We start from the raw sequence: 13,207 nt of genomic DNA on the forward strand, positions 1-13,207 counted from the left end.
GGCATCGGGCCGCCCCACGGCGGATGCCAAAGGAGCAGGATCATGGGAGTGTCGGTAGGCGGCATCGTTTCGGGGATCGATCTCGACGGCATCGTCGAACAGATTACCGAAGTGGAAAAGAGACCCGTCAAAGCGTTGGAAGCGAAGAAAGAGGACTTCAAGGTCCTGATCTCCGCCTACGCCAACCTGTCGAAGGAGCTCTCCGGCCTCAGCAACGCTGCCCGCTCCCTCCGGTACCCCAGCGCCTACACCGCCCGCACGGCCACCAGCCCCGACCCCGAGAGCTACACCGTCTCCGCCGGATCCTTTGCCCGGACCGGTACCTACAGCCTGGAAGTCCATCAGCTGGCCACGAGCCAGAAGCTGGCTGCCGGGCCCTTCACGGAAGACGCGCTTCCCGGTGGCGGGACCCTGAGCATCCAGGTGGGCGACGGCGATCCCATGGAGATCACAGCAGGGGCCAACTTCTCCCTCCACGACCTGGCCAACGCCATCAACGCCGAAAAAGGCGCTGTGACGGCCGGGGTGATCTTTGACGGCACCCATCATTTCCTGACCCTGTCGGCCAACGACACCGGAGCGGCCAACACCATCTCCGTTGACGTGATCGAAGACGAAGACGGGGACACAGGGGATAACGCCGGGCTCTCCGCCCTGGTGGCCTACGGAGACGAAGAAGGGGAAGGAGCCGGAGACAAGGCCTTTTCCGTGACCCAGGAAGCCAAGGATGCCATCATCTCCGTGGACGGGGTCCAGGGAATCCACCGGCCCTCCAACACCATCGAAGACGTGGTCAAGGACGTCACCCTGACCCTCTCCGGGACAGCCCCGGCCACCACCTTCAACGTGGCACTGGACCAGGGAGCCATCTCCGAGAAGCTCGAAACCTTTGTGGAAAAGTACAACAATGTCCTCACCTTCTTCTTCAACAGCCAGAAGTACAACGGCGAAGGGGAAGAGCAGGGCACCCTCTTCGGCGACCAGACCGCCAACCGCATCAACGGCGCCCTGACCCGCTCCACCGCGGGCACAGTGTCTGGAAACGACAGCTTCCGCTATCTTTCCGATGTCGGGGTGACCATGCGGCGGGTCACGGACAAAGAAGATCCCGAGTACGGCAAGCCCTATCTGGAACTGAACCAGGAGACCCTTTCCCGAGCCCTTGAAGAACACCCCGACGACCTGAAGCGGTTTTTTACCAGCATCGACGAAGGGGAAGAGGGATTTGCGGTTCGCATGTGCACCCTCATCGAAGGGTTCAACGACCCCACAGGCGGCATCTTAGCCTCCGGGAGCAAGGGCCTCAAAACCAAGATCGGCAGCATCGACAAGCAGATTACGCGCATCGGGGACAAGGCGGAACGTTCCGAGGAGAGACTTCGGAACAAGTTCAACTCCCTTGAGAGCCTGCTTGCCGAATACAAAGTCACAAGCGATCACCTCGCCTCGCAGTTGAAGGCTTTGCCCGGGGTATCCAAAGAGTAGAACCGGAACCGGTGCCACTCACCTTAGTTTCCGTTACAGTTGAAGGAGTTCACACCCATGACACCCATGACCTACAGTGCATATGCCGCATCGGCCGCCCGAGAGGACCTTCCCCAGGATCGTATCCTCATCATGCTCTACGAAGGGGCCATCAAGTTCATCCACCTGGCCGTGCGGGGCATCGAGGAAAAACGACCGGCGCTCAAAGGGGAGTACATCTCCAAAGTCCTGGCCATCATCACCGAGCTCAGCACCGCCCTCGACATGGAGCGCGGTGGGGAGATCGCCGAAAACCTCGCCGCTCTGTACGACTACATGGTCCGGCGCCTCACCGAGGCGAACATCCACAACCGCACCGAGCCCCTCCATGAGGTGGAGGCCCTCCTCGTAAGCCTCAACGAAGGCTTTACCGAGGCCTCGCGCACCCGACGCCAGTCGTCGGTAAGGCGCCCTGAAAAGCCGAGGGAGAGCTGTGGTGTCTGTGTTGCCATCTGAGACCCCGGCCGATGTCATGGCACGCATGGAGGCCCTCATGGACCAGGTGGAGACGTCCCTGAACTCCGCCGACCCCGAGGCCCTCTTCACCCTGGCCCGGCACCAGGCCGACCTGGTGAGCAAGCTCAAGGAGCTGCCCATGGACAGGTCCCACGCCGATCTCCTTTCCCGCATCCTGGAACGGAGCCGGCACCTTGCCCTGCGCATTGAAGAAGAGATGGGCGCCATCCGGTCCCAGCTCACTGCCTCGGCAAACAAAAAGCGAATCCGGGGAGCCTATGCCTCCCCGTATTGACACAAGGCGGCACCGACCCTGCCGTCACAAACCTTTGGAAAAACCAGGCCCTGCCAAGGCGAGCCTTTGCACCCTTCAGGGCGCATGGATAAAGAGAGTTCACCATGATGCAAACCGTATCGAACGTTCAACCCCAGATGCCCCAAAGACGGGATGATGTCTCTGCCGCGGAACCCGTCCGCAGAGCCCCCAGATCCGAGGCCACCTCGGACAACAAGGCCAGCACCGAGGAGCGCCAGGAAAAAGTGCGCAGCGACAGGGAAGACCGGCTTCGCGAAGAAAACCTCTCCCAGGAGACCCTTGACGAAATCTCCCGGGACCTGGACACCCTGCACGCCGTCGGCCTGAATTTCACACGACATGACGAAACCGGTCGCACCATGGTTCGGATCACGAACCGCGATACCGAAGAGGTTATCCGTGAAATCCCTGCCAAGCAGGTCCTTGACCTGGCAGCAAAAATCGAAGAGATGGTCGGCATCATCTTCGACGAAAAAGTGTAACGGCCCACTCCCCCCCACACCCGATTCTTGCCCGTCACACCTCCCTTTGAAGCCGGTCTTACCGGAACAGGAGACATGCATCCTTTTTCCGCAGCGTCCCCTTCCCCCTCGCCTAACGGGCGGCCCCTGCCGATTTATGTTCCCCAGGCTTTCACTTTTTTTCGGAATCGGGGTCCTGTCTCCCTGGTGTTTTCTGTGTCATCTCGCCGAGATAATGGACCATCATCGCCCCCCAAACGCACTGTTACCCCCTAAGAACATTGTTGAATTCATTTGCTTTTCATGTTTTTTTTTGCTAATTTTTACAACTTAACCCTGGTATGGTGCTAGAATAATGAGTCATTTCATACCGGAGGCACACCTAAGCGAAATACGGCACACGAAGCGATTTTGGGAAGAGACAGCGGATCACAGCACCGGATATGCACCGGCGCTTTTTCCGCAGCTGAAACAACGACCGAAGCTCCGCACATGTCCCCTACTCCGGGACACCCTGCCCCTCCCCACGGAGGACACCGCGGAGCCTCCGGACCGTTTTTTTAACAACACACTAATTTCAGGAAACCTGCCGCGAACGTAACGATACTGGCACTGACATCCATCCTGCTCATGGGAGCGGCCCTTTTGGTATCGGGATGTTCAAAACCGGAAGAAGAAGTAAAGACAACGTTAAACACAACGGTCCATCTTGCCATGGACGCCGACCCGGTCTCCCTGGACCCCCATATTCAGCTCTCCGGAGGCATGCTGGCATACTCCCACGTGGCCTTCGATCCCTTGGTCCGCTGGACCCGCGACATGTCCATTGAGGGCAGGCTCGCAGAAAAGTGGGAGCGCCTGGACCCGTTGACCGTCCGATTCTGGCTGAGAAAAGGCGTTACCTTCCACAGCGGCAACCCCTTCACCGCCAAGGACGTGGTCTGGACCTTCAAGCGTCTCCAGAAAAGCATCGACTACAAAGGCCTTTTCGAGCCCTTTGAGAGCATCAACATCGTCGACGACCACACCATCGACATCGTCACCAAGCGTCCCTACCCCCTCCTCCTACATCTTCCCCATGGACAGCGTCTTCTACACCGGCACCGATGAAAACGGTCAGCCCAAGGACGCCCAGGTCAAGAGCGGCCCCTCCTTTGCCCTCAACCACGAGTCCGGCACCGGCCCCTTCCGCGTCATCTCCCGTGAACACGGCGTCAAGACCGTTTACGAGCGCTACGCCGATTACTGGGACAAGGCCTCCCCCGGCAACGTGGAAAAAATCGTGCTCACCCCCATCAAGAACACCGCCACCCGCGTGGCCTCGCTGCTCTCCGGAGACACCGACTTCATCTACCCCGTCTCCCCCCAGGACTTCAACCAGATTGAAAGCAACGAAAAAACCAAGCTCGTTACCATGGGCGGCACCCGAATCATCACCCTTCAGCTCAACCAGACCCGGCGCCCCGAGTTCAAGGACGTACGCGTTCGCCAGGCCATTGTCCATGCCATCAACAACGAAGGCATCGTCAAAAACATCATGAAAGGGTTTGCCACCACGGCAGGTCAGCAGAGCCCCAAAGGCTACCTGGGCTACAAAGAGAACCTGGTCCCCCGCTACGACCTGGAAAAGGCCAAGGCCCTCATGAAAGAAGCCGGCTACGAAAACGGCTTCGAGTGCTCCATGATCTCCCCCAACAACCGCTACGTCAACGATGCCAAGATCGCAGAAGCAGCAGCCAACATGCTGGCCAAGATCAACATCAAGGTGACCTTGCAGACCATGCCCAAGGCCCAGTACTGGGATGAATTCGACGCCAAGGTGGCCGACATCCAGCTCATCGGATGGCACGCGGATACCGAAGACTCCGGCAACTTCACCGAGTACCTCACCATGTGCATCAACACCGAGACCGGCTACGGCCAGTACAACAGCGGGACGTACTGCAACGCTCGCGTAGATGAGCTCACCCTGGCCGCCCAGTCCGAGACCGACACGGCCAAACGTACCGCCATGCTCCAGGAGATCGAGCAAACCCTTTACGACGAGGCGGCCTTCGTGCCCCTGCACTGGCAGAACCTGGCCTGGGCCTCGAAAAATAACCTCGACATCGAGCCCATTGTCAACACCATGAACTTCCCCTACCTCGGCGATCTCGTCGTCAAGTAAGGGATGTAAAATAGACGATCCCTGGCCGGTTCCACCGATATCTTCCGGTTGAACCGGCCATTTATTTTGGCGGATTCATTTGCATTTCACCGCCCATGTATGCTTGAATACGAGCGTTTCGTTTACCGGTGAGGGAACATATTCCTCACCAGCTGTACCCGCTGCCTGCCGGTGCCCGCACAGGACACCGGCAGGCAGCGGGTAGAACGCCCACGGGAAGCGTTGCGGCTCAGTGCCGCACCAACGCACGCCCCTCGCACCGTGACAATTAAGGACGCGACCATACCCATGTTTGCATTTACCGTAAAACGCATTTTACAGGCACTGTTCGTCATGCTGGTCATCAGCTTGCTGGGCTTCTCCATCAAACACCAGTTCGGCGACCCCGTCCGGGACATGGTGGGGGTCCGGGTGTCGGTTCAGGAGCGCGAGCAGCTCCGGGACCAGATGGGACTGAACGACCCCTTCTTCACCCAGTACGGACGGTTTCTCAAAAACGCCGCCCACGGGGACTTAGGCACCAGCTTCATCCACAAGAAACAGGCCTTACACGTGATCCTGGCCAAGGCACCGGCCACCATTGAGCTGGTCTTTGCCGCCAGCCTCATCGTGATCCTCATCTCCGTGCCCGCAGGCATCTTCGCCGCCATCAACCCCCGCCACTGGTTTTCACGCCTCACCATGGGCACCAGCATCGTGGGGGTCTCCATCCCGGTCTTCCTCACCGCCATTCTCATGATCTACCTCTTTTCGGTGACCCTTGAATGGTTTCCCTCCTACGGCAGGGGGGACACGGTGAACCTGTGGGGATGGCAGACAGGCCTTCTCACCCTGGACGGCCTGAAGCACCTCGTCATGCCAGCCATCGCCCTCTCCTCCATCATGCTGCCGCTCTTCATCCGGCTCATCCGCTCGGAGATGATGGAGGTCCTGGAGACCGAATACATCCGGTTTGCCTACGCAAAGGGCCTCAAAAAGCAGCGCATCTGGTTCGTGCACGCCTTCAAGAACACCCTGCTGCCCGTCATCACCGTGGGCGGCGTCCAGCTGGGCATCATGCTGGCCTACACCATCCTCACCGAAACGGTTTTTCAGTGGACCGGCATGGGCTTTATGTTCCTTGAAGCGGTCCAGCGCTCCGACACCACCCTTCTGGTGGCCTACATCATCTTTGTGGGCGCTCTCTTTGTCGTCGTCAACGCCATCGTGGTGCTGGTTGCTCTGGTCTCGTCAATCCCACCATCCGGGTATCGGGGAGAAAATGAAACAGTCACTTAGAAATTTCAAAGATTCGTACTTTTTTTATAGCTTCAAGCGGGACAAAATCGCTGTGGTCAGCTTCGCCATTCTGCTGGTGCTCATGATCGTCAGCTTCTCGGCCCCCCTTCTCGCCCCTTACAACCCGTACGACTCCGAAACCATCGACATCTTGAATTCGGAGCTTCCCCCGGCCTGGATGGATGGCGGTTCCTCCACCTTCCTCCTGGGCACGGACCAGCAGGGTCGGGACCTTCTTTCCACCATGATGTACGGCATGCGCCTGTCGGTGCTCATCGGTCTGGGAGCCGTGGTACTCCAGGCATTTCTCGGAATCACCGTGGGGCTCTTTGCGGGCTATTTAGGGGGCAGGCTGGACAACTTTCTCATGCGCATGGCCGATATCCAGCTCTCCTTTGCCACCATGATGGTGGCCATCCTCATCAGCGCCATCTTCCAGACAGTGTTCGGTGAGAACCGCTACAACGATCTGGCCGTCCCTTTGCTGGTGGTGATCATCGGTATTGCCGAGTGGCCCCAGTACGCCCGGACGGTCCGCGCCTCGGTGCTGGGAGAAAAGGGCAAGGAGTACGTGGAAGCCGCTCGGGTGGTGGGGCTTTCCCGCCTGCGCATCATGTTCCGCCACATCCTGCCCAACACCATGAGCTCGGTGCTGGTCATCTCCACGGTCCAGGTGGCCAACGCCATCATGAGCGAGGCCGCCCTCTCCTTCCTCGGCCTGGGCATGCCCGTGAACCGACCCTCCCTGGGCTCTCTGATCAACGCCGGATTTGAATACATCTTCAGCGGTGTCTGGTGGATCACCCTCTTTCCCGGCCTCTTTCTCGTGGTCCTCGTCCTTGTCATCAACCTCCTCGGGGACTGGCTCAGGGATGTGCTCAACCCCAAGCTTTACAAAGGATAAAGGCGACACCCAATCATGGAACCGATACTCGATATACAGAACCTTGACGTCAAATTCGCCCTTCGCACCGGAGAGGTCACGGCCATCGACAACCTCTCCCTCTCCCTGGCCAAGGGGGAGCGCTTGGGGATCGTGGGAGAAAGCGGGGCCGGTAAATCGGTCATGGGCTTTTCCATCATCAAGCTGATCCGAAAGCCCGGCTTTATCGCCGGAGGCACCATCCGCTTCCGCGACTCAGAGATCTCCGCCTACTCCGAAGAGAAGATGCGGGACATCCGCGGAAACCGCATCAGCATGATCTTCCAGGACCCCATGATGGCCCTGAACCCCGTGCTGACCATCGGCACGCAGATGACCGAGGCCATCCACGCCCACATGGATGTATCCAAGGAAGAGGCCGAGCGCATCGCCCTGGAAAAGCTGGCACGCGTGCACATCCCCTCCCCGGAGAAGCGCCTGGCCCAGTACCCCCATGAGTTCTCCGGGGGCATGCGCCAGAGGATCATCATCGCCATCAGCCTGCTCACCGACCCGGACATCATCATCGCCGATGAGCCCACCACGGCCCTGGACGTCACCATCCAGGCCGAGATCATGGACCTGCTCATCGAGCTGTGCGACTCCGACGGCATGAGCCTGATCCTCATCACCCACGACCTTGGGGTCGTGGCCGAGGTCACCGACCGCATCGCCGTCATGTACGCAGGGCGGGTCATTGAGACCGGGCCCACCCAGGCCATAATCAACACCCCGAACGCACCCTTCACCCCAGCCTGGCGTCCGAGGCCCTGCCGGAGAGCCGTAAACCCGGGGAAGCCCTCTACCAGATCCCGGGAATGATGCCCACCCTCACGGACATTCCCAGCGGCTGCGCCTTTAACCCACGCTGCCCCATGAAGGGAGAGATCTGCATGACCAAACGGCCCGAGGCGGCCTTTGCGGATGAACAAACAGGCCACATGGCCGCATGCCATTTAGTCTCGGGAGACCTTGCATCATGACAACAGAATCCACCAAGCCCATTCTTACACTGAAAAACGTCGTCAAGCACTTCGACATCTCCGGAGGCTTTCTGGAAAAGCTTCGCCTCCAGGGCGGAAAGCTCAGCCTTCACAGCACGGTGGTCCAGGCGGTGAACAGCATCAGCCTGGATATCCTGGAAGGGGAGACCTTGAGCGTGGTCGGGGAGAGCGGGTGCGGCAAGTCCACGCTGGCGCGCTGCGTCATCGGCATCCACCAGCCCGACAGCGGAGAGATCCTCTTTCGGGGCAACCGCATCGACAACCTCTCATCCAAGGCGATGATGCCCTACCGGTCCAAGATGCAGATGGTGTTCCAGGACCCCTACTCCTCCCTGAACCCCCGGCTCACCGTCAAAAAGACCCTGGAGGAGCCCCTGCGGTTCCACAACCCCGGCATCAGCAACGGGGAGGTCAAGGACCGCATCGCCGAAGTCATGGAGCAGGTGGGGGTGGACCCCATGTGGGCCCAGCGCTATCCCCACGAATTCTCCGGGGGCCAGCGCCAGCGCGTCAGCATCGCCCGTGCCCTGGTGGTGGACCCCGCCTTTATCGTGGCCGACGAGCCCATCAGCGCCCTGGACGTCTCTGTGCAGGCCCAGATCCTCAACCTGCTCATGGAGACCCAGGAAAAACGCGGCCTCTCCTACATGTTCATCTCCCACGACCTCTCGGTGGTACGCCACATCAGCAGCCGGGTGGCCGTGATGTACCTGGGGAGCCTCTGCGAACTTGCCGATGCCGAGACCCTCTACACAGAGCCGCGACACCCCTACACCAAGGCCCTTCTCAGCGCCATCCCCAAACTGAGCGGGAACAAGAGCCACATCAGCCTGAAAGGGGAGGTGCCCTCCCCCATCAACCTGCCCACGGGGTGCGTGTTCCACGGACGGTGCCCCCACGCGGATGAACGCTGCATCCGGGAGATCCCCAAGGTGAATCCCTGCGGTACAGGCCTTGTGGCCTGCCACCGGGTGGAAGAAGGGGTTCTTTAGACCGCAATTCCATAACCGCACAAAAAAAGGGCGCACACGAAGCAAGCTTTCGTGTGCGCCCTTTGGCGTTTTAACAACCGTTTTCTTCAAAAAACTACCCGGCCTCAACCTCCTCCTGCTTGGAGGTGCGGTGAGCGATGAAGTATTGGAGCTGGGCCTTCTGGTTGGCGCTGAGATCTACGAACCGCACCCGCCGTTGACGCATGATAATGGAGGAGAGGGAAGAGGGGTTGTCGATCTCCACGTCTTCCACGGTCTCGTAGGGCATCTTTTCCAGGTAGAACCCGTTGTCCCCCACGTAGATATGGGTCTCCACAGGCTCCTTGGGTTGCTCGGCGTGGCAACTGCAAAACGAAGCCATCCATGCTGATATCCACAATGGGGCCCACCTTGCTTGAGGCCGGAGACAATGCAGCATAAGCCCCGTCACCGGCGCGGTAACGCCTGTGGGCACGTCTGTCAGCCATCTCCTGGGATTGTCCGATCATTGCGGCTCCATGGGCAAGTGGGGAGAGAAAAGGTGGTATCGGACAGGCGCCCACCCTGAGGCGCCATTTTCCGTATGCGGTTAGCCGGAGTTCTGTTGTAGCACAATCGCAGGTCCAAGGCAAACCGAAAGACTACCCGCCGCCCCCAAGACAGCATCCACCTTTACTTGCAAAATAGCACAATTCAAATGCATTTAAAGACAGTTACGCTAAAACAAAGCCTGTCACCCTGCAGAGCGTTCTATGGAAAGAGGAAAACGGGGGAGAAAAAGGGACGCGAGGTCCAGGTCATCGGGCGTGGTGATCTTGATGTTGCACCGACTGCCGGCCACCACCTCCACGGTGTGCCCCAGGCGCTCCACCAGGGAGGCGTCGTCCGTACCCAGCACGCCCTGGGCCCGGGCCTCATCATGGGCGCGGAACAGAAGGTCGGCATGAAACACCTGGGGAGTCTGGGCCATCCAGAGGCCGTCCCGGGACAGAGTCCCTGTGATGGCCCCTCCCCTGCCCACCCGCTTGAGGGTCTCAAAGGCAGGCACGGCCAGAATGGCGGCTCCGCACCCTGAAGCCGCTTCACACACCCTCAGGATCTCCTCTTCAGACACAAAGGGACGCACCCCGTCATGGACCGCCACCAACCCTTTAAAATCAGTGCCCAGGGCCTTCAAGCCACTGTACACGGACTCCTGGCGCTCGGCCCCGCCCGCGGCCAGGACCACACGGTCCCCTCCGGGCAGCAGAGAAAGAAGTTCTGATCGGATAAACGGAAAATCATCGGCCGGAGCGGCCAGGATGATGCGATGGATTTTCGGACAGGAGAGAAAGGCGTTCAGGGTCCGCACAAGAATGGGGACCCCGTCCAGCTTCAGGTATTGCTTTCGGGTCTCGGCCCCCATGCGGAGCCCCTTGCCTCCGGCAACGATAATGGCGGCGATCTGCATTGCCCCCCCTTTTTTCCGAAGCCGGGCTGCGGCTATTTCAGGTATTTCAACTCTTTGGGAAGGGGCAGCCCCTTGCCCATGGAATCTTCGGCATAGTTAACCGCGGCGAGGATTTCGATGTCCTTGAGGGCCCGGGTGTCTCCTTCGAAGATCACCTGGGAAATCTCCTCTTTCTGGATCTTGCCGCCGGCCCACTGGATATCCAGAACGCTGCTGGCGTCGAACCGGTCCCCGTTGACCACCATCTCCACCTCGCCACCGTAGTTCTGAACGATCTTGGCCACCATCAGGCTGGGCCGGGCATGGAAGCCTCGGGTCTCGGGGATACCCACGGTGATGATCCCACGCTCGATGTTCTCGTTGAGGACCTCCTTGGCCAGGCGTTTGCCGCAGCTCATAAAGTGGCAGGCGTAAAAGAGGCAGTAGTTGACCGTGCGATCCAGGAGTTTGTCGATGTCCACAATCTGCGCGAGGCTCTTTCTCACCTCCCGATAGGTCTGGATGGTCCCCACCTCGTGGAGATGACGCTCATAAAAATGGAGCAGGCGTCCCTGGACCTCCATGAGATGAAGCACCACGGAGAAGTGGGCGCGCAGCTGCTTGAGCTTGCGGTCGCCGTACCGGAATCCACCTTGAATAACATAAGAGTCGAAGGAGGACTGGAGGTTGTGCACCACCATCTCAAAGCCCCTGATCTCCACCTCGTTGACCTTGGCCGGAACCATCTCCCGGATCGCTTCAAGGCTCTGCTCCTCGTAAAAGGTAAAGGGGGCAAAGAGCTTGGCGATATTAAGGAACTCACTGGAAATCTTGACGATGTGCTTGCGCTGATCGTGGCCTGCGTCGTCATCGATGTTGTACTCCAGCATTTCGCCGGAGACCACACCGGGGAAGTTGGCCTGGTCGTAGCCCCCTTCCGGCACCCGGATATCCAGGCGACGGGCCTCTTCGATGATAACCGGCACTGCTTTTCTCAAAATATCATTGAGGAAATCCAGGGTAATACGCCCCTGGGCTTCGAAGTCGGAGGTATCTGTGAGATCGTAAAAGGGGATGCGGTTGGCGATGTGGCGTTGGGCGTAGCAGCTGAGGCTGATGTGGCGGACAAGGGAGGCGAGCTCCCGGTAGTAGAACCAGTCCCGGTTGTTCTTGGCCCCGTGGAGGTCCAGGAAGTCTTCCAGCAGGTGGCTGGTGGCCGTCATGCGGGAGTAGAGCTTCTTGGTGAAGGGGTTCTCATCCCTGTCGAACCTGGCAATGTACACACAGGCCTTGAGAAAATCGTGGGAATAGATCTGAACCTTTTCTTTAAAGGTAATGGAACATGCCGACTGTTTATCTGCCATAAAGCCTGTCGCCTGCCTCTGGTCTGTCGTAAAAAGGAGTGGATGGCTTTTTACGGGTCCATCAAAAAAAAACGAAGACGGTTGAAGGGGCACGTAAGCCGAATTTTGTTCCCCGTCCCGGTTACCCGGAAACGGGGCGATGATCATTCATCTAGGATGCCGGTTACCCGACACCTCACGCGACCTACCCGGAAGCTCGGACGGGCAGCCCTCGGACACTTCCCTATTTGGTCTTGCACCGGGTGGGGTTTACCCAGCTTCCCCGGTCACCCGGAGAACTGGTGCGCTCTTACCGCACCCTTTCACCCTTACCCCGCACCCGAAACGGATGCGTGGCGGTCTACTCTCTGTTGCACTTGCCTTCGCGTTACCGCGACTCCACGTTATGGAGCACCCTGCCCTGTGGTGTTCGGACTTTCCTCCCGGTTGCCAGAGGCAACCCGGCGATCATCTGTCCCCCTCCAACCGTCTTCCGATTGTGTGCCCGTGTTATACCTCAAAACGACAGAAAGGAAAACGACCATTTTCACCCCTGCCCTCAGGCGTTGGGTTCGCTCACCAAAATACGATGACACCGGGGGCAATGGTGCAGCCCGCCCTGCTGTTGAACCTCAATGGCCTGCTGGGGAGGGATGTTCATGAAGCAACCAAAGCACACCCCTTTGGAGACAGCCACAACAGCCAGTCTTCCCGTGGTCTTAAGCAGCTTTTCGTAGTGGGCGAACAGGGCCGGGGGAAGCGCCTTGATCACCTCTTCACGCTCCACGCTCATGGATTCGAGGGTCTTTCGCTCCTCGGCGGTGTCGTTGTAAATCTCCTGCTCAATGCTCTTGACCTTTTCGGCCTCTTCGCCGTGGACTGCGGCGAGTTCGGCAATCTGTTTCTTTTGCCCTTCCAGCTCGTCCAGCATGGAAATAAGGACCTCTTCGAGCTCCCCCACCCGCTTGGTGTTGTCATCCACCTCGCGACGAAGCACCTGATAGTCCTTGTTGTTGGTCACCACGCGCAGGTACTCCTGGCTTTTGGCCACACGGGTGTTGAGTTCGGCCACCTCTTCTTCAATGGCAGCATACCGTTTCTGCTCGCCGTCCAGGGCCTCGCGGGCTCCCTGGAGCTCGACGTCGAGTTCCCTCAGGCGTGCTCCCTGCACGGAGGCCTGGGATGTCACCCCTTTCAACTTCTTTTCAATCCGTGCAGACTCCGACTCAATATTCTGAAGTCTCATCAGGGTCTGGATCTGCTCCCGGGTCACATTAAGATTACGCATGGAATTTATCAAGCCTCCAAGGTCTGTGGACCGGCCGTAGCCGGTGTA

The 13,207-nt window shown here is 59.1% G+C and carries 15 protein-coding genes and 1 other RNA gene; 11 read left to right on the forward strand and 5 right to left on the reverse strand.

What is annotated here, in order from left to right:
* Nucleotides 1–42 precede the first annotated feature (42 nt).
* The 11 genes from fliD (at nucleotide 43) to ACOYW2_RS17710 (ending at nucleotide 9,120) form a co-directional block, all read left to right on the forward strand.
* Nucleotides 43–1,485 (forward strand): flagellar filament capping protein FliD, encoded by a 1,443-nt coding sequence (gene fliD / locus ACOYW2_RS17660; protein WP_482417387.1) that lies wholly within the window; start codon nucleotides 43–45, stop codon nucleotides 1,483–1,485.
* A gap of 57 nt (nucleotides 1,486–1,542) precedes the next feature.
* The gene (fliS, locus tag ACOYW2_RS17665) at nucleotides 1,543–1,980 is read left to right on the forward strand and encodes a flagellar export chaperone FliS (protein WP_482419311.1); all 438 of its coding nucleotides are present in this window, start codon (nucleotides 1,543–1,545) and stop codon (nucleotides 1,978–1,980) included.
* On the forward strand, nucleotides 1,961–2,275 hold the full coding sequence (locus ACOYW2_RS17670; RefSeq protein ID WP_482767386.1) for a hypothetical protein: 315 nt from the start codon (nucleotides 1,961–1,963) through the stop codon (nucleotides 2,273–2,275). The genes fliS and ACOYW2_RS17670 overlap by 20 nt, the downstream gene beginning before the upstream one ends.
* Nucleotides 2,276–2,379: 104 nt before the next feature.
* The gene (locus tag ACOYW2_RS17675) at nucleotides 2,380–2,778 is read left to right on the forward strand and encodes a flagellar protein FlaG (RefSeq protein ID WP_482767387.1); all 399 of its coding nucleotides are present in this window, start codon (nucleotides 2,380–2,382) and stop codon (nucleotides 2,776–2,778) included.
* 693 nt (nucleotides 2,779–3,471) lie between these two features.
* Entirely contained in the window at nucleotides 3,472–3,867 is a 396-nt protein-coding gene (locus ACOYW2_RS17680) for an ABC transporter substrate-binding protein (protein WP_482419314.1), read from the forward strand.
* Nucleotides 3,836–4,924 carry an ABC transporter substrate-binding protein gene (locus tag ACOYW2_RS17685; protein ID WP_482419315.1) on the forward strand — a complete coding sequence of 363 codons (1,089 nt, stop codon included), beginning with the start codon at nucleotides 3,836–3,838 and terminating at the stop codon, nucleotides 4,922–4,924. Before ACOYW2_RS17680 ends, ACOYW2_RS17685 begins: the two co-directional genes overlap by 32 nt.
* A gap of 288 nt (nucleotides 4,925–5,212) precedes the next feature.
* Entirely contained in the window at nucleotides 5,213–6,202 is a 990-nt protein-coding gene (locus ACOYW2_RS17690) for an ABC transporter permease (protein WP_482767388.1), read from the forward strand.
* Nucleotides 6,186–7,106 carry an ABC transporter permease gene (locus tag ACOYW2_RS17695; RefSeq protein ID WP_482417393.1) on the forward strand — a complete coding sequence of 307 codons (921 nt, stop codon included), beginning with the start codon at nucleotides 6,186–6,188 and terminating at the stop codon, nucleotides 7,104–7,106. Before ACOYW2_RS17690 ends, ACOYW2_RS17695 begins: the two co-directional genes overlap by 17 nt.
* A 15-nt stretch (nucleotides 7,107–7,121) precedes the next feature.
* Nucleotides 7,122–7,946 (forward strand): ABC transporter ATP-binding protein, encoded by an 825-nt coding sequence (locus ACOYW2_RS17700; protein ID WP_482419317.1) that lies wholly within the window; start codon nucleotides 7,122–7,124, stop codon nucleotides 7,944–7,946.
* Nucleotides 7,946–8,107, forward strand: a complete 162-nt coding sequence (locus ACOYW2_RS17705; RefSeq protein WP_482771050.1) for an oligopeptide/dipeptide ABC transporter ATP-binding protein — start codon at nucleotides 7,946–7,948, stop codon at nucleotides 8,105–8,107. Before ACOYW2_RS17700 ends, ACOYW2_RS17705 begins: the two co-directional genes overlap by 1 nt.
* Nucleotides 8,104–9,120 (forward strand): ABC transporter ATP-binding protein, encoded by a 1,017-nt coding sequence (locus tag ACOYW2_RS17710; RefSeq protein WP_482767389.1) that lies wholly within the window; start codon nucleotides 8,104–8,106, stop codon nucleotides 9,118–9,120. Before ACOYW2_RS17705 ends, ACOYW2_RS17710 begins: the two co-directional genes overlap by 4 nt.
* A gap of 94 nt (nucleotides 9,121–9,214) precedes the next feature.
* Here the strand turns inward: ACOYW2_RS17710 and ACOYW2_RS17715 are convergent, their stop codons facing one another.
* The 5 genes from ACOYW2_RS17715 to ACOYW2_RS17735 form a co-directional block, all read right to left on the reverse strand.
* Nucleotides 9,215–9,481 carry a hypothetical protein gene (locus ACOYW2_RS17715; RefSeq protein ID WP_482419319.1) on the reverse strand — a complete coding sequence of 89 codons (267 nt, stop codon included), beginning with the start codon at nucleotides 9,479–9,481 and terminating at the stop codon, nucleotides 9,215–9,217.
* A 351-nt stretch (nucleotides 9,482–9,832) separates the two neighbouring features.
* Nucleotides 9,833–10,549 carry a 2-C-methyl-D-erythritol 4-phosphate cytidylyltransferase gene (gene ispD / locus ACOYW2_RS17720; protein ID WP_482767390.1) on the reverse strand — a complete coding sequence of 239 codons (717 nt, stop codon included), beginning with the start codon at nucleotides 10,547–10,549 and terminating at the stop codon, nucleotides 9,833–9,835.
* Between the two features lie 32 nt (nucleotides 10,550–10,581).
* Nucleotides 10,582–11,892, reverse strand: coding sequence for an HPr family phosphocarrier protein (locus tag ACOYW2_RS17725; RefSeq protein WP_482767391.1), 1,311 nt, complete (start codon nucleotides 11,890–11,892; stop codon nucleotides 10,582–10,584).
* Between the two features lie 79 nt (nucleotides 11,893–11,971).
* Nucleotides 11,972–12,355: RNase P RNA component class A (rnpB, locus tag ACOYW2_RS17730), an RNA gene on the reverse strand.
* A gap of 75 nt (nucleotides 12,356–12,430) precedes the next feature.
* Nucleotides 12,431–13,159 (reverse strand): zinc ribbon domain-containing protein, encoded by a 729-nt coding sequence (locus ACOYW2_RS17735; protein ID WP_482419321.1) that lies wholly within the window; start codon nucleotides 13,157–13,159, stop codon nucleotides 12,431–12,433.
* Between the last annotated feature and the right edge of the window lie 48 nt (nucleotides 13,160–13,207).

It is taken from the genome of Desulfoluna sp. CLI2B (assembly GCF_056847375.1).

Excerpts from the sequence above, each read along its gene's own strand:
- fliD (WP_482417387.1), top strand. The coding sequence starts at position 43 with ATGGGAGTGTCGGTAGGCGGCATCGTTTCGGGGATCGATCTCGACGGC.
- ACOYW2_RS17725 (WP_482767391.1), bottom strand. The coding sequence starts at position 11,892 with ATGGCAGATAAACAGTCGGCATGTTCCATTACCTTTAAAGAAAAGGTT.
- ACOYW2_RS17680 (WP_482419314.1), top strand. The coding sequence starts at position 3,472 with ATGGACGCCGACCCGGTCTCCCTGGACCCCCATATTCAGCTCTCCGGA.
- ACOYW2_RS17735 (WP_482419321.1), bottom strand. The coding sequence starts at position 13,159 with ATGCGTAATCTTAATGTGACCCGGGAGCAGATCCAGACCCTGATGAGA.
- ACOYW2_RS17685 (WP_482419315.1), top strand. The coding sequence starts at position 3,836 with ATGGACAGCGTCTTCTACACCGGCACCGATGAAAACGGTCAGCCCAAG.
- ACOYW2_RS17675 (WP_482767387.1), top strand. The coding sequence starts at position 2,380 with ATGATGCAAACCGTATCGAACGTTCAACCCCAGATGCCCCAAAGACGG.
- ACOYW2_RS17705 (WP_482771050.1), top strand. The coding sequence starts at position 7,946 with ATGCCCACCCTCACGGACATTCCCAGCGGCTGCGCCTTTAACCCACGC.
- ACOYW2_RS17715 (WP_482419319.1), bottom strand. The coding sequence starts at position 9,481 with ATGGCTTCGTTTTGCAGTTGCCACGCCGAGCAACCCAAGGAGCCTGTG.
- ACOYW2_RS17710 (WP_482767389.1), top strand. The coding sequence starts at position 8,104 with ATGACAACAGAATCCACCAAGCCCATTCTTACACTGAAAAACGTCGTC.
- fliS (WP_482419311.1), top strand. The coding sequence starts at position 1,543 with ATGACACCCATGACCTACAGTGCATATGCCGCATCGGCCGCCCGAGAG.
- ACOYW2_RS17690 (WP_482767388.1), top strand. The coding sequence starts at position 5,213 with ATGTTTGCATTTACCGTAAAACGCATTTTACAGGCACTGTTCGTCATG.
- ACOYW2_RS17695 (WP_482417393.1), top strand. The coding sequence starts at position 6,186 with ATGAAACAGTCACTTAGAAATTTCAAAGATTCGTACTTTTTTTATAGC.
- ACOYW2_RS17700 (WP_482419317.1), top strand. The coding sequence starts at position 7,122 with ATGGAACCGATACTCGATATACAGAACCTTGACGTCAAATTCGCCCTT.
- ispD (WP_482767390.1), bottom strand. The coding sequence starts at position 10,549 with ATGCAGATCGCCGCCATTATCGTTGCCGGAGGCAAGGGGCTCCGCATG.